Below are 14,730 nucleotides of genomic sequence, written 5' to 3' on the forward strand. Positions count from 1 at the left end.
TTTTATGGAGCAGTCTGGGGTTGCGGAACACCATCAACGCGGCAAGGTATCACTGACCTTACAGGTGATGAATGGCAACGAGCTGGAAAGCGGACGCGCCGCGCGATGCCTCTTTTCCGACAACGGCGGTGAAATAGGCCATGCGGAAGGCTGCCACTGGCCGCTGCAGGATCGCGCCGGGTCGATTGCCGGGCGCGCCTGCGCCATCGTGCGTCACGACGGGGCCTTTTGCCTGCGCAGCCTGATGCCCGGGCTGATGATTAACCTCGCGCCGGTCTCAATGGATGCCGGGCTGGTGCGCCTGCGTCAGGGGGATGAAATCAGCCTCGGCGCGCTGGCGCTGAAAGTGTTCCTGCATGAGGGCAAACGCGTCAGCTACGACGAGCAGATGGCGACGCCGGAAAGCATCGTCACCCAGCGCGACGGTCTGGTGGACGCGCTGATTTCCACCGACGGGCAGCCGGAATATCCGGGAATGCAGATGCGCCACCAGCTGAACGCCACGGTGGTGAACGCCTTCTCCTCCGATCCGCTTCAGGTGCTGCAAAGCGAAAACCTGACGACCGTGGCCGCCGACGCGGACTACGGGCAACGCACCGTACCGCTGTCCGATCTCAAGGCCAACGGCGGGATCGACGTCGCCTTTATGGATCTGCCGCCGGTGTATGCCGACCCGCGGGATGAGGACGAATTTTCCCCGTCGGCGATGGCGCCTAAACATCTGGCGCTGTCGCCGCTGCTGCGCGGGCTGGGCAGTTCCCTCGTCGTCCACACCTCCGACGACGCCGACGCGTTTCTGGAGGAGACCGGGCGCGCCCTGCAGGCCGCTATTAAAGGGCTGCTGGATTTGCAGCACAGCCAGAACAGCCTGTCGGACAAACATCTGCGCCCGCTGGAGGATAACCCGCTGCGCCTCGGCCTGGACTACGCCACCGCGCTGGGGGTGATGTTTGCCGACGGCAAAAGCCCGGTGCATCTCGCCGCGCCTGCGGCCATTCGCGAAAGCCTGCGCAACATTCGCCACCACGAAGAGGCCAACCGCGCGGCAATCGCCGAGGCGCTGGGGGGGATGCTGGACGCGTTCTCGCCCCAGAGCCTGCTGCGCCGCTTCGTGCAGTACCGGCGCAGCCACGAACTGCGTCGCGAGCTGGACGACGCCGGGGCCTGGAGCATGTATCGCCACTATTACGATGAGCTGTCCTCGGACCGCCAGCAGGGTTTCGCCATGCTGTTTAACGAGGTGTACGCCCAGGTGTACGACCGGGTGCTGCGCGAAAAGCAGCGGGAGCCGGAAGCATGACACGGGTTTTCGCCATGCTGGTGGTGGTGCTGGCGAGCGCGTTGGGCGGCTGTGAGATGAGCAAGAAAATAGGCCAGGTCATTGCCGATCCCGGCATTCAGGTCGGGGACCGCAAGGATCAGCCCTCGGAGCTGACCGTCACCCTGCTCACCGAGCCGGACGCCAACCTCAACGGCGAGGGGGAGGCCGCGCCCGTCGACGTGCAGCTGATCTACCTGAGCGACGACTCGAAGCTGCTGGCGGCGGATTACGACCTGCTGGCGACCACGCCGCTGCCGGAGGCGCTGGGGAAAAACTATCTCGACCATCAGGATTTCACCCTGCTGCCGGACACCCTGAAAACCCTGCCTGCGGTCAAGCTGGAGGCAAAAACGCGGTTTATCGGCGTCGTCGCCTACTTCTCCGACGACCAGGCCAGCGAATGGAAACAGCTGGAGCCCGTGGAGGGCGGCGGGCACAACTATCGCCTGCTGGTCCACGTGCGACAGAACGGAATTGAATTGAAAACAGAGGACAACTGACGATGGCCACTATGAAAAACCGGGTGCTCTGGCAGGAGGGCATGTTTGCCCTGCCGCAGCACTTTCAGCAGCAGCAGCGCCATAACGACGCCATGCTGTGCGAACGGCTGGAGGCGCTGGGGGATTTTGCCTGGGGATTCACGGCGCTGTCGCTGAATATCGAGCTGCTGGCGCAGGGCAAGGTGATGATTGACCGCGCCGCGGGCTGTATGCCGGACGGCACCCTGTTCCGCATTCCCGACCAGGATCTGCTCCCGCTGCCGTTTCAGCCGCGCGAGCTCACCACGCCGGAAAGCCGCGATATCTACCTGGCGCTGCCCGTAGCCGTCCACAACATCAGCGAAGTGCAGGGGCTGCGCAGCGCGGGACAAAGTTCGGAGCGCTACAGCGCGACCCGCACCGACGTGCGCGACGTCCACACCGACGAGGGGGACGTGCAGTCGCTGACCCTGGGCCAGCTGGCGCTGAAAATTGTCAGCGGGGCGGACGATCTCAGCGCGATGGTGGTGCTGCCCCTGTGCCGGATCCGCAGCTATCAGCCCGGCGGCGCGCTGGTGCTGGACGACGAGTTTATCCCCACCTGCCAGACGCTGCGCGTCAGCCCGGTGCTGAACCGCTTTGTCGGCGACGTTCAGGGGATGATCGCCACCCGCGCCACCGATCTGGCGAAGCGCATCGGCTCGCCGGAGCAGAGCGGGATCGCGGACGTCGCCGAATTTATGATGCTCCAGCTGCTGAACCGCAGCCAGATGCATTTCTCGCACCGCGCGCGCCTGCACACCCTGCACCCGGAAAGCTTCTATCTGGATCTGGTGCGCCTGCTGGGCGAGCTGATGACCTTCACCGAGAACAGCCGTCTGCCCTGCGAGGTCGAGCCTTACGACCACCGCAACCTGACACGATCGTTCAAAACGCTGATTCCGGAGCTGCGTCGGGCGCTGAATATCGTGCTGCAGCCGCGCGCCCAGAACCTGCCGCTGATCTTCAGCGAAGGGGTCTATCTGGCGACGGTCAACGACGCCGGGCTGCTGCAGTCCGGAGCGTTCGTGCTGGCGGTTCGCGCGCGAATGCCGCACAGCCAGCTGATCCTGCAGTTCACCCAGCAGTCGAAAATCGCCGCGACGGACAAAATCCGCAACATGGTCAGCGTGCAGGTGCCGGGCATTCCGCTGCGCGCGCTGCCGGCGGCGCCTCGCCAGCTGCCGTATCACGACGGCTACGTCTATTTCGAACTGGAAAAAGGCACGGCCGCCTGGCAGGACGTGGTGAAGGCAGGGGCGCTGGCGATGCACATCTCCGGCACCTTCCCGGAGCTGGATATGCAGCTGTGGGCGATAAGAGGGTAAGGCAATGAGCGAGCATGTTCACCCGGGGAGCGCCGACGGCGTCTCGTCCGGCCGTCAGTATCGTCTGACGCTGCGCGGCAACAGCCTCAACCCGATGATCGACGCCGCCACGCCGCTGCTGGGCATGGTGATGCGCCTGTCGGGCATGAACAGCCAGACGATGCCGGAGCACCTGTTTGCCCAGGTGGTGACCGACGTGCAGGCCGTCGAGCAGCTGTTGCAGGAGCAGGGCTACGAGCCGGGCGTCATCGTGTCGTTCCGCTACATCCTCTGCACCTTTATTGATGAGGCGGCGCTCGGCAACGGCTGGTCGAACAAAAACGAGTGGATTAAGCAGTCGCTGCTGGTTCACTTCCACAGCGAATCCTGGGGCGGAGAGAAGGTCTTTATCCTGCTGGAGCGCCTGATGCGCGAGCCGACGCGCTACCGGGATTTGCTGGAATTTTTATACCTCTGCTTCTCGCTCGGCTTTCGCGGACGCTACAAGGTGGCGAACCAGGGGCAGGACGAGTTCGAGCAGATTTACCGCCGCCTGCACCACGTCCTGCACGGGCTGCGCGGCGACGCGCCGTTCCCGCTGCTGCACCAGAACCAGAAAACGGCGGGCGGGCGCTACCGATTGATAAAACGCCTGACCATCAAACAGATCCTGCTGGGCGGCACCGTCGTTCTGGCGCTGGTGTATCTGTTTTACCTGCTGCGTCTGGACGCGCAGACCCAGGACATTCTTCACCAGTTAAACCGGCTGCTTGCCCGGTAAGGACACCGAATGATTCAGATTGAGATCTCCACGCTGGTAAAACGGCTGAACGCGTTTTCCCGCCAGTCGCTGGAAATGGCGGCCACCGCCTGCATGAGCCAGCAGGCCACGGAAATCACCGTTAGCCACGTGCTGCTGCAGATGCTCGCCATTCCGCGCAGCGATCTGCGCGTCATTATTGAGAAAGCCGACATCGGCGTCGCCGAGCTGGAGCAGGCGCTGACGGTGGAGCATTACGCGACCCTGCGCCACAGCGACAGCTACCCGGCCTTTTCCCCGCTGCTGGTGGACTGGCTGCGCGACGGCTGGCTGCTGGCCTCGGCGGAAATGCAGTCCAGCGAGCTGCGCGGCGGCATTCTGCTGCTGGCCCTGCTGCATTCCGTTTCGCGCTACGTGCCCCCCGCGGCGGCCCGCCTGCTGACCGGCATTAACCGCGATCGCCTGCAGCAGGACTTCGCCGACTGGACGCGCGAGTCGGCAGAGTCGGTCGTACTCAGCGACGGCGAGCCTGCGTCGGCGCGTGCCGACGACAACCTGCTGGCCCGCTACGCCAAAAACATGACCGAAGAGGCGCGCAGCGGCAGGCTCGATCCGGTGCTGTGCCGGGATCCGGAGATCGACCTGATGATCGACATCCTCTGCCGCCGCCGCAAAAACAACCCGGTGGTGGTGGGGGAGGCCGGGGTGGGTAAAAGCGCCCTGATCGAAGGGCTGGCGCTGCGCATCGTCGCCGGACAGGTGCCGGACAAGCTGAAAAATACCGACATCATGATGCTCGATCTCGGGGCATTGCAGGCCGGGGCGTCGGTGAAGGGCGAGTTCGAGAAGCGGTTTAAGGGGCTGATGTCCGACGTTACGCACTCCCCGGTGCCGGTGATCCTGTTTATTGACGAGGCCCATACGCTCATCGGCGCGGGCAACCCGCAGGGCGGGCTTGATATCTCGAACCTGCTGAAGCCTGCCCTGGCGCGCGGTGAGCTGAAAACCATCGCCGCCACCACCTGGAGCGAGTACAAAAAGTACTTTGAAAAAGACGCGGCCTTGTCCCGCCGCTTCCAGCTGGTGAAGGTGAGCGAGCCGACGGTGGCCGAGGCGACGGTGATTCTGCGCGGGCTGGCGGCGGTGTATGAGCAGGCCCACGGGGTGCTGATCGACGACGATGCGCTGCAGGCCGCGGCAGGCCTGAGCGACCGCTATCTTTCCGGTCGCCAGCTGCCGGACAAGGCCATCGACGTGCTGGATACCGCCTGCGCGCGGGTGGCGATAAACCTCTCCTCGCCGCCGAGGCAGGTTTCGGCCCTGACCACGCAGTGCCACCAGCTTGCCGCGGAGATCCGTCAGCTTGAGCGGGAGCTGCGCATTGGCCTGCGCACCGACGGCGGGCGGCGGGATGAGCTTCAGGCGCAGCATGACGAGGCGCAGGCCGGGCTGCGCGCGCTGGAGGCGGCGTGGCAGCACCAGCAGACATTGGTGCAGGAGATTATCGCCCTGCGCCAGGCGCTGCTGGCAGAGGACGACGCCCCGCAGGACGCGTCCGCACGCCTCGCCGCGCTGGGCGCGGAGCTGGAGGCGCTGCATCAAAACCAGCTGCTGGTGTCCCCGCACGTGGACAGCACGCAGATTGCGGCGGTGATCGCCGAATGGACCGGGGTGCCCCTCAACCGACTGTCCCAGAGCGAAATGTCGGTCATCACCGATCTTCCGCAGTGGCTGGGCGAAACCATCAAAGGCCAGCCGCTGGCGATTGCGCACCTGCACAAACACCTGCTGACGGCGCGGGCGGATCTGCGACGACCGGGGCGTCCGCTCGGCGCGTTTCTGCTGGCGGGGCCTAGCGGCGTGGGGAAAACGGAAACCGTGCTCCAGTTGGCGGAGCTGCTCTACGGCGGGCGGCAGTATCTCACCACCATCAATATGTCCGAGTTCCAGGAGAAACATACCGTTTCGCGCCTGATCGGCTCCCCGCCGGGCTACGTCGGCTACGGGGAGGGCGGCGTGCTGACCGAGGCCATCCGCCAGAAACCCTATTCCGTGGTGCTGCTCGACGAGGTGGAAAAGGCCCATCCGGACGTGCTGAACCTCTTCTACCAGGCGTTCGACAAGGGCGAGATGGCTGACGGGGAAGGGCGGCTGATCGACTGCAAAAATATTCTGTTCTTCCTTACCTCCAACCTCGGCTATCAGGTGATTGTCGACCATGCGGATAACCCGTCGGCGCTGCACGACGCGCTCTGGCCGGTGCTGGCGGACTTCTTCAAGCCGGCGCTGCTGGCGCGTATGGAGGTGGTGCCGTACCTGCCGCTGTCGCGGGACACGCTCGCCACCATCATTGCCGCAAAACTGGCGCGGCTGGACGGCGTGCTGCGCACCCGCTTCGGCGCGGACGTGGTGATTGCGCCGGGCGTGAGCGACGAAATCATGCAGCGCGTCACCCGGGCGGAGAACGGCGCGCGCATGCTGGAGTCCGTTATCGACGGCGAAATGCTGCCCCCGCTCTCACTGCTGCTGCTGCAGAAAATGGCGGCGAATATCGCCGTTGCCCGCATCACCCTCGACGCGCGGGACGGGGCGTTTATCGCCGACGTGGAAGATCGGCTGACAGAGGAAGGCGAGGCGGTATGAGACTTTGCGCCCGCTGGCTGCTCCCTTTGCTGACCGGCGTTTCTGCGGCGTATGCCGCCGATCTCCCGGACGCCCGGACGCGGCTTGACGCCATGCAGGCGTGCCGGGAGACACCCGCGCCGCTGGAGCGTCTGGACTGTTACGACCAGATCCTGACCCCGGTGAAGGCCAGAGGCTTTGCCGGGGCGCTGGTGAAGGCGCGCTACGACGGCGAAGCCTGGACCCGCGCGCTGGCGCAGGAGAAGCAGCGCGCGGATAACTCCACAGGGCTGCGGCTGACGCGCACCGACGGCGAGCGCCCGATGGTGATCGTCACCGCGCCCGCCATCGGCAGCCTGCCGCCGCGCCCGGTGCTGATGTTCAGCTGCGTCGACAACATCACCCGGATGCAGATGGCGCTGAACTCGCCGCGGGAAGAGCACGACGTCGCGGTGGTGCTGAGCACGGAAAAACGCCAGCTACGCACCCGCTGGTTCGTGCGCGAGAACGGCGCGCTGCTGGAGTCCAGCCGGGGGCTGTCGGGCATCGACGAGATCAAGCAGCTGTTCGGCGCTAAAACCCTGACGGTCGATACCGGGACGGGGAGCGACGCGGGAAAATTCACCTTTAACATCGACGGGCTGGCGCAAACCCTCGCGCCGCTGCGAGAAGCCTGCCACTGGGCGGGAGAGTAACGCTATGGACAGACAAAACCCGGCGGCCTGGCTTTCAGCGCTGCTGGAAACCCTGCCGGAGGACAAGCTGGCGAGCAGGCTCGGCGATGACAACCCGGAGTGGGAGTACGTTGACGGCGAAATCGTCAAGCTCGGCTCGCTCAATCATGCCCAGCTTGACCTGCCGGAGCTGCAGCGCCGGGGGCTTCGGCTGCTGGCCTCTGAAAGCAAGGATTTTCGCCTGGTGTCGCACCTGCTGCGCACCCTGCAACACGCGGGGGATCACCTGCTGGCGGTGCAGATGCTGGCGCAGTACGTGAGCCATTACTGGGGCGCGGCCTGGCCGCAAAGCGCGGCGAATAAAACCCGCTTTGCCAGCCAGATCCTTAAGCGCTTTGAGCCGGGGATCGCGACCGTCGCCCCGGCGCTGCGCGACGACCTTTCCGGAGCGCTGGCGAAGCTGGCGGTGTGCTGGCAGGAGGCTGGGGAACCGGCGCTGGCGAGTGCCGTGGACGCGCTTTCCGCCCTCTGCCAGCGGGCGTTTCGCGACGCCGCGCCGCCGCCGGAAAGCGTCACCGCCGCACCTGCGCCCGCCGTTGCGGTTCAGGCCGCGCCGACGGTCTCCGTCGACAGCCATGACGAAAAGGCCTGGCGCGACACGCTGCTGAAGGTGGCCTCCATTCTGTGCGAACGCCATCCCGCCCAGGGGCAGGGGTATCGCCTGCGCCGCCATGCGCTGTGGCAGGGCATCACCAGCGCGCCGCTGGCGGAAAGCGACGGTCGCACGCCGCTCGCGGCGGTGTCTGCGGACAGGGTCGCGGACTACGAGGCGCGCTTCGCCCGCGCGGATATGGCGCTATGGCAGGAGGTGGAGCAAAGCCTGCTGCGGGCGCCGTACTGGCTCGACGGGCATCATCTTTCGGCGCGCATCGCCCAAAGCCTGGGATACCGCGAGGTGGCCCAGGCTATCCGCGACGAAGCGCGCGGGTTTCTCGCGCGTCTGCCCGGGCTGGTCGAACTGCTGTTTACCGATCGCACCCCGTTTGCCAGCGAGACCACCCGGCAGTGGCTGAGCGATGAGCCTGCCGCCGCGGCGGCGTCGGACGTGGCGCAGCAGGTCTGGCAGCGCCATCAGGAGCAGGGGCTGGAGGCGACGCTCGCGTGGCTGGAACAGCAGCCCGAGGGCAACCCGCGCGCGCGGTTTTACCGGGAATACCTGACGGCGCAGCTGCTGGACGCCTCCGGCATGGCAGCCCTTGCCCGTCAGCACTATCACACCCTCTACCAGTCTGCCCGGCACGTCGCGCTGGCGGAGTGGGAGCCAGAGCTGTTGCAGCAGCTGGAAGATCGGGTCAGAAAATAACAAGGAGCGTTTGTGTTCAAAATACCTACCCCCCGGATGTTCAGCGGGCTGAGCGCCATGCTCAAACCCGCCATGCCCCGGCTTAAGGTGTCCGCGGCCTGGCTGCTGGCGCTGGCATGGATTGTTCTGCTGGTGTGGATCTGGTGGAAAGGCCCGGCGTGGACCCTGTACGACCATCAGTGGCTAAAGCCGCTGGCGAACCGCTGGCTGGCCACCACCGTCTGGGGGCTGCTGGCGCTCGTCTGGCTGACCGTCCGGGTGATCAAGCGCCTGCAGGTGATGGAAAAACAGCAAAAGCAGCAGCGTCAGGAAGAGCAGGATCCGCTGGCGATTGCCGTTAACCGCCAGCAGCGCTACCTCGACCGCTGGCTGCTGCGCCTACAGCGCCATCTGGATTCACGCCATTATCTCTGGCAGTTGCCGTGGTATGCGGCGATCGGCCCGGCGGGCAGCGGCAAAACCGCGCTGCTGCGCGAAGGGTTCCCGGCTGACGTGATTTATACCCCGGACGCCCTGCGCGGCGCGGAGCAGAAGGTGTACATCACCCCCTACGTGGGAAAACAGGCGGTGATTTTCGACATCGACGGCGCGCTGACCGAAACCGGGGAGGGGGACGTGCTGCACCGCCGCCTGCGAGAGCACTGGCTCGGCTGGCTGCTGCAAAAACGCACCCGCCAGCCGCTGAACGGGCTGATCCTGACGCTGGATCTGCCCGATATTCTGGTTGCCGATAAGCATCGCCAGGAGCAGATGGTGCAGACGCTGCGCAGCCGCCTGCAGGAGATGCGCCAGACCCTGCATACCCGGCTGCCGGTCTACGTTGTGCTGACCCGGCTGGATCTGCTTACCGGATTTGCCGCCTGGTTCCGCGCGCTGGACAGGCGCGAGCGCGACCGCGTTCTCGGCGTGACCTTTACCCGTCAGGCTCATGAAAACGATGACTGGCGCCTCGAGCTGGAGGCGTTCTGGCAGGCGTGGGGAGGGCAGATGAACCAGGCGCTGGCAGACCAGATGCTGAGCCAGTCCGCCGCGGCGCGCGGCGCGGCGTTCAGCTTTTCCCGGCAGATGCAGGGGGCCGGAGAGGTTATCGCCTCGCTGCTGAATGCGCTGCTCGACGGCGAAAACCAGGACGTGATGCTGCGCGGGGTGTACCTCACCTCGTCCCTGCAGCGCGGGCAGATGGACGACATGTTCACCCAGTCCGCCGCGCGTCAGTATGGCCTGGAAAGCGGCTCGCTGAGCGCCTGGCCGCTGGTGGATTCGGTGCCCTATTTTTCCCGCAGCCTGTTCCCGCAGGTGCTGCTTGCCGAGCCGAACGCGGCGGGCGAGAACCGCCTGTGGCTGGCGGTGGCGCGCCGCCGCCGCACGATCTTCTGCGGCTGTGGGGCGGTGGCGGCGCTGCTGCTTATCGGCGGCTGGCACCACGGTTACAACGCGAACTATCGCGCCGGGCTGAAGGTGCTCGCTCAGGCGAAATCGTTCATGGACGTTCCGCCGCCGCAGGGCATTGATGAGTCCGGCCTGCTCCAGCTGCCGCTGCTGAACCCGGTGCGCGACGCGACCCTGGCCTATGGCGACTGGGGCGACAAGAGCTGGATTGCGGATATGGGGCTGTATCAGGGGCGTCGCGTGGGGCCTTACGTGGAGCAGACGTATCTGCACCTGCTGGAGCAGCGCTACCTGCCCGCGCTGTTTAACGGCCTGATTAAAGATCTCAACAATGCGCCGCCGGAATCGGAAGAGCGGCTCGCCATTCTGCGCGTGGTGCGGATGCTGGAAGACAAAAGCGGGCGCAACCCCGAGGTGGTGAAGCAGTTTATGGCTAAGCGCTGGAGCGAACAGTATCACGGCAAGCAGGGCGTGCAGACGCAGCTGATGTCCCATCTCGACTACGCCCTGCGGCACACGGACTGGTACGGAAAGCGGCAGCAGGGCGACGCGGATGCGATCCATCTCTGGACGCCGTACGACCGTCCGGTGGCGGCGGCGCAAAAAGATCTGAGCAAGCTGCCGGTGTATCAGCGCGTTTACCAGAGCCTGAAAACCCGCGCGCTGGGCGTGCTGCCGGCGGATCTCAGCCTGCGCGATCTGACCGGGCCGACATTCGATCGGGTGTTTGTGTCGGCTGACGATAATCGGCTGGTTATCCACCAGTTCCTGACCCGCTACGGCCTGCAAAGCTACTTTGTGAAGCAGCGCGACGAGCTGGTGGCGCTCACCGCCATGGACTCCTGGGTGCTGGCCCTGACGCGCAACGTCTCCTACAGCGACGCCGACCGCACCGAGATCCAGCGTCAGCTGACCGAGCAGTACCTCAGCGACTACACCGCCACCTGGCGGGCGGGGATGGACAACCTGAACGTGCGGGAGTTTGACTCCCTGACGGCGCTGACCGGGGCGCTGGAGCAGATCGTCAGCGGCGAGCAGCCGTTCCAGCGCGTGCTGACCGCGCTGCGCGACAACACCCGACCTCCGGTGCTGTCGGAAAAGCTCAGCGATAAAGAGCGCGCCGAGGCGCAAAGCGAGCCCGACTGGCGGCTGCTGAATCGCCTGGGGCACGAGTTTGCCCCGGAAAACGGCTCCCTCGAGGAGCAGAAAGACAAGGGCAGCACCCTGCAGGCGGTGTATCACCAGCTGACCGAGCTGCACCGCTATCTGCTGGCGATCCAGAATGCTCCGGTGACCGGGAAATCGGCCCTGAAAGCGGTGCAGCTGCGGCTTGACCAGAACAGCAGCGACCCGATTTTCACCACCCGGCAGATGGCGAAAACCCTGCCTGCGCCGCTTAACCGCTGGGTCGGCAAGCTGGCGGATCAGGCCTGGCACGTGGTGATGATTGAAGCGGTTCACTATATGGAGCTGGACTGGCGCGACAACGTGGTGAACACCTTTAACAGCCAGCTGGCGGATAAATATCCGTTTAACCCGCACGCGAAAGAGGATGCCTCGCTGGACGTCTTCGAGCGCTTCTTCAAGCCGGACGGGGTGCTGGATACGTTTTACCAGCAGAACCTGAAGCTGTTTGTGGGAAACGGTCAGGGGATGAACGGCGAGGACAGCGTGGCGATCCGCGAGGACGTGCTCAGGCAAATTGAGGTGGCGCAGAACATCCGCGACATCTTCTTTAGCCACCAGAACGGGCTGGGCACGCAGTTTGCGGTGGAAACCGTGTCGCTGTCGGGCAACAAGCGGCGCAGCGTGCTGAACCTTGACGGTCAGCTGGTGGATTACGCCCAGGGACGCAACTACACGGCGCATCTGGTATGGCCGAACAACATGCGCGAAGGCAACGAAAGCAAGCTGACGCTGATTGGCGCGAACGGCAGGGCGCCGCGCAGCATCACCTTTAACGGCCCGTGGGCGCAGTTCCGCCTGTTCGGTGCCGGACAGCTGACCAGCGTGCAGGAGGGCAGCTTTACCGCCCGCTTCAGCGTAGACGGCGGCGCCATGACCTACCGGGTTCACACGGATGCGCAGGACAACCCGTTTGCGGGCGGACTGTTCAGCCAGTTCCGGCTGCCGGAAACGTTGTATTGAGGATATTTATATGAGCAGGGATGTCCAGACTATCGTCACCGGGCAGGATCCGCGCGGCCTGCCGGAGTTCAGCGCCATGCGCGATGAAATTAACAAAGCCAGCCATCCCGCCCAGCCGGCGATGGACTGGAAGCTGGTTGAAGCGCTGGCGCTGCGCATTTTCGCCAGCAACGGGGTGGATCTGCATACCGCCACCTATTACACGCTCGGCCGAACCCGCACCCAGGGGCTGGCGGGATTTTGCGAAGGCGTGGAGCTGATGGCCGCGCTGATTGGCCGGGAGTGGGATAACTTTTGGCCGCAGGAGCCGCAGGCGCGAACGGAAATGCTCGACTGGTTCAACGCCCGGACCGGCAACATCCTGCGCCAGCAGCTCTCCTTTTCGAAGGCCGATTTGCCGCTGCTTTACCGCGTAGAGCGGGCGCTGCAGGCGATCTGCGACACGCTCCAGCAGGCCGGGCTGAAGCGGACGCCGCGAGTCGAAAATCTGCTCTATTTTGTGCAGAACACGCGTAAACGCGTTGAGCCGCCGCCCGCGTTGAGCGCGGCAGCGGAGGCGGCAAACGCGCCGGTGCGCACCCTGGTCTATATGCCGGATGGCGCCGAGCCGGTGAGTATTCCTGAGCCGCCTGCTCGGCGTGTCAAACCGGGGCGGATGTCGATCGGCGTGGCTATCGGGGCGCTCTGCGTGGCGGCCGTGGCGGCGGCCGTCTGGTGGGGGCGGGCCTTTCCCCTCCCGCAGGAGACCCCGGCGCAGCGGATTGCCACCCTGCAGGCGCGGGCGGCAAACAGCCCGCAGATGCTCGGCTGGCAGCAGACGCGGGACGACCTTCGCGCTTTCGCGGAGCTGCTGGTGGAGCGTGAAAAGGCGAAATCCGGCTTCACGCTCTCGTATATCAAGACCGTGATTTATCAGGCCGAGCGCACGCTGAATCAGGAAATCCCGCTGGAGTATCTGCTCACGCAGTACCAGCGGGCGCGCGCCGCCGGGCAAAGCACCGGGATGCTGGAAAACCAGATTAACGAACGGCTGGATGGCGTTGTCAGCCGCTGGCAGTTGCTGACGCAGAACCCGCAGCCGGATGCCCCGGGCGGTGAAACAGGGAATGAATAAAGGAGTATTACTATGGCAAATGTTGTTTATCTGACGCTTAACGGCCAGTCGCAGGGACTGATTTCCGCCGGGTGTTCGTCGCTGGCGTCCATCGGCAATAAGGCGCAGATATCCCATCTGGATCAGATTATGGTCACCAGCCTGACGCACGGCCTGAGCCGGGCGCAGAACGTCAATCATCAGACGCTGGATATTACCAAGCCGGTGGATAAATCCACCCCCTTATTAAGCAAAGCGATCAATGAAAATGAGTGTCTGCTTTGCGAGTTTGAGTTTTATCGCACTAACCGCTTTGGTATTAACGAGGTGTACTACAAGATTAAACTGATCAACGCCCGAATTTCGCGCATCAGTTTACAGGTGCCCCATACCATTCAGGACAGCAAGGGGCAGCCGGAAGAGGCCATTTCCTTCAGCTATGAGAGCATTACGCAGGATCACTGCGTGGCGGGAACCAGCGCGTTCAGCCTGTGGAACGAGCGGATCTTTTAACGATGACTACCGCCGTAAATGACTGGCGGTAGACTGCGTTTATTACTGATAGCGATTCACCAGGTCTTTGACCATTGCCGCATAGCTTTTTTGCTTAAGCTCAGAAATATGCTCTTCAGTGGTATCTGAAGCTGGCTGGATATCTGCAAGCGGTGAAAGCACTTTATACTCATGATTGACGGGCGACCAGGTGGCCCATTCACCCGTTGCCACGTCGACCAGCGTAAAACGCACCAGATAACGCAGCGATGTGCCGTCGGTGAGTTTTTCATTTTTATAATCTGACCAGATAACGCTTTTGGTCGCGCCATTATATTTACCCGCCTGTAGGGTATCGTGATAAACAATAATCGCCTTCTGATGGCCTTTTGCCGCGACGTAACGCAGCGCCTGCATCCAGTTCATATTCTCCGCAGCGCCGCTTTCCTGCTCGTCATCTTTATTCTTATTACAGCTCAGGGGCTTTTGCCTGTCCGGAATGCCGGAGAAGGTGGCGACGGTATAATATTTACTCATCTCCTGCTGCATTAATACGTCCGGCGCCCGGTTGCCGGACTGCACCAGAATAACCGGCGAATTTACCGGTACGCGAAATTCGTCGCTCTCCAGCGCTGCCTGAATATCGTCTTCGGATACGGCAAGCGTGGTTTCGTTGCCGAAAATATCTTTATCGGTGAGCTGCGCGGAGAGAGAGGGGCGGGGGTGATGTTCCGCGCGGGTAACGCCTTTCTTTTTGTCGTCTATGGGGGAGTTAGTGCATCCATTAAGGAAAAACAGGGCGGCGAGGGAAAGTAATATTGTCGTGTGAGCTGTTTTTTTCATGGGGTAGAGGTTTGTGTAATTGCTGATAGGGCAATTTTCCCATGCGGGGACGTAGGGTAACAAATGAAGATGCCAATAACTCCGGAAACATAGCAATTGGGTGGGATGGGTTGTCAGAACCCCGGTATGAAATGGGGGACAGGTGATTTTCTTTAAAGAAGCGATAGAGATTTTACATAAGGATAATCACTGACAGCGAC

The 14,730-nt window shown here is 63.6% G+C and carries 11 protein-coding genes; 10 read left to right on the forward strand and 1 reads right to left on the reverse strand.

The window, feature by feature from the left end; translation table 11 throughout:
* The first annotated feature begins 4 nt into the window (after positions 1 to 4).
* Genes tagH through AB6V08_RS14235 form a run of 10 tightly spaced genes read left to right on the forward strand, consistent with a single transcriptional unit; the run spans position 5 to position 13,708 of the window.
* Positions 5 to 1,300 carry a type VI secretion system-associated FHA domain protein TagH gene (tagH, locus tag AB6V08_RS14190; RefSeq protein ID WP_368543495.1) on the forward strand — a complete coding sequence of 432 codons (1,296 nt, stop codon included), beginning with the start codon at positions 5 to 7 and terminating at the stop codon, positions 1,298 to 1,300.
* Complete coding sequence (gene tssJ, locus AB6V08_RS14195; protein ID WP_368543496.1) at positions 1,297 to 1,821, forward strand: type VI secretion system lipoprotein TssJ; 525 nt, start codon at positions 1,297 to 1,299, stop codon at positions 1,819 to 1,821. Before tagH ends, tssJ begins: the two co-directional genes overlap by 4 nt.
* 2 nt (positions 1,822 to 1,823) lie before the next feature.
* The gene (gene tssK / locus AB6V08_RS14200; RefSeq protein ID WP_368543497.1) at positions 1,824 to 3,167 is read left to right on the forward strand and encodes a type VI secretion system baseplate subunit TssK; all 1,344 of its coding nucleotides are present in this window, start codon (positions 1,824 to 1,826) and stop codon (positions 3,165 to 3,167) included.
* A gap of 4 nt (positions 3,168 to 3,171) precedes the next feature.
* Entirely contained in the window at positions 3,172 to 3,927 is a 756-nt protein-coding gene (gene icmH, locus AB6V08_RS14205) for a type IVB secretion system protein IcmH/DotU (RefSeq protein ID WP_368543498.1), read from the forward strand.
* A gap of 9 nt (positions 3,928 to 3,936) precedes the next feature.
* Positions 3,937 to 6,549 (forward strand): type VI secretion system ATPase TssH, encoded by a 2,613-nt coding sequence (tssH, locus tag AB6V08_RS14210; protein ID WP_368543499.1) that lies wholly within the window; start codon positions 3,937 to 3,939, stop codon positions 6,547 to 6,549.
* A complete protein-coding gene (gene vasI / locus AB6V08_RS14215; RefSeq protein WP_368543500.1) occupies positions 6,546 to 7,223 on the forward strand; it encodes a type VI secretion system-associated protein VasI in 678 nt (225 codons plus the stop codon). The genes tssH and vasI overlap by 4 nt, the downstream gene beginning before the upstream one ends.
* A 4-nt stretch (positions 7,224 to 7,227) precedes the next feature.
* Positions 7,228 to 8,565: a type VI secretion system protein TssA gene (gene tssA / locus AB6V08_RS14220; RefSeq protein ID WP_368543501.1), complete on the forward strand. Its 1,338-nt coding sequence runs from the start codon at positions 7,228 to 7,230 to the stop codon at positions 8,563 to 8,565.
* Positions 8,566 to 8,577: 12 nt separating this feature from the next.
* The gene (gene tssM, locus AB6V08_RS14225; RefSeq protein WP_368543502.1) at positions 8,578 to 12,102 is read left to right on the forward strand and encodes a type VI secretion system membrane subunit TssM; all 3,525 of its coding nucleotides are present in this window, start codon (positions 8,578 to 8,580) and stop codon (positions 12,100 to 12,102) included.
* A gap of 10 nt (positions 12,103 to 12,112) precedes the next feature.
* Positions 12,113 to 13,216 carry a type VI secretion system ImpA family N-terminal domain-containing protein gene (locus AB6V08_RS14230; RefSeq protein WP_368543503.1) on the forward strand — a complete coding sequence of 368 codons (1,104 nt, stop codon included), beginning with the start codon at positions 12,113 to 12,115 and terminating at the stop codon, positions 13,214 to 13,216.
* A 12-nt stretch (positions 13,217 to 13,228) separates the two neighbouring features.
* Complete coding sequence (locus tag AB6V08_RS14235) at positions 13,229 to 13,708, forward strand: Hcp family type VI secretion system effector (protein WP_368543504.1); 480 nt, start codon at positions 13,229 to 13,231, stop codon at positions 13,706 to 13,708.
* A gap of 42 nt (positions 13,709 to 13,750) precedes the next feature.
* Here the strand turns inward: AB6V08_RS14235 and AB6V08_RS14240 are convergent, their stop codons facing one another.
* Positions 13,751 to 14,530: a hypothetical protein gene (locus AB6V08_RS14240; RefSeq protein WP_368543505.1), complete on the reverse strand. Its 780-nt coding sequence runs from the start codon at positions 14,528 to 14,530 to the stop codon at positions 13,751 to 13,753.
* Positions 14,531 to 14,730 lie beyond the last annotated feature (200 nt).

It is taken from the genome of Enterobacter soli, from assembly GCF_964208575.1.
Taxonomy (GTDB): Bacteria; Pseudomonadota; Gammaproteobacteria; order Enterobacterales; family Enterobacteriaceae; genus Enterobacter; species Enterobacter soli_A.

Excerpts from the sequence above, each read along its gene's own strand:
- tssH (WP_368543499.1), top strand. The coding sequence starts at position 3,937 with ATGATTCAGATTGAGATCTCCACGCTGGTAAAACGGCTGAACGCGTTT.
- tssJ (WP_368543496.1), top strand. The coding sequence starts at position 1,297 with ATGACACGGGTTTTCGCCATGCTGGTGGTGGTGCTGGCGAGCGCGTTG.
- AB6V08_RS14230 (WP_368543503.1), top strand. The coding sequence starts at position 12,113 with ATGAGCAGGGATGTCCAGACTATCGTCACCGGGCAGGATCCGCGCGGC.
- AB6V08_RS14240 (WP_368543505.1), bottom strand. The coding sequence starts at position 14,530 with ATGAAAAAAACAGCTCACACGACAATATTACTTTCCCTCGCCGCCCTG.
- tssK (WP_368543497.1), top strand. The coding sequence starts at position 1,824 with ATGGCCACTATGAAAAACCGGGTGCTCTGGCAGGAGGGCATGTTTGCC.
- tssA (WP_368543501.1), top strand. The coding sequence starts at position 7,228 with ATGGACAGACAAAACCCGGCGGCCTGGCTTTCAGCGCTGCTGGAAACC.
- AB6V08_RS14235 (WP_368543504.1), top strand. The coding sequence starts at position 13,229 with ATGGCAAATGTTGTTTATCTGACGCTTAACGGCCAGTCGCAGGGACTG.
- vasI (WP_368543500.1), top strand. The coding sequence starts at position 6,546 with ATGAGACTTTGCGCCCGCTGGCTGCTCCCTTTGCTGACCGGCGTTTCT.
- tagH (WP_368543495.1), top strand. The coding sequence starts at position 5 with ATGGAGCAGTCTGGGGTTGCGGAACACCATCAACGCGGCAAGGTATCA.
- icmH (WP_368543498.1), top strand. The coding sequence starts at position 3,172 with ATGAGCGAGCATGTTCACCCGGGGAGCGCCGACGGCGTCTCGTCCGGC.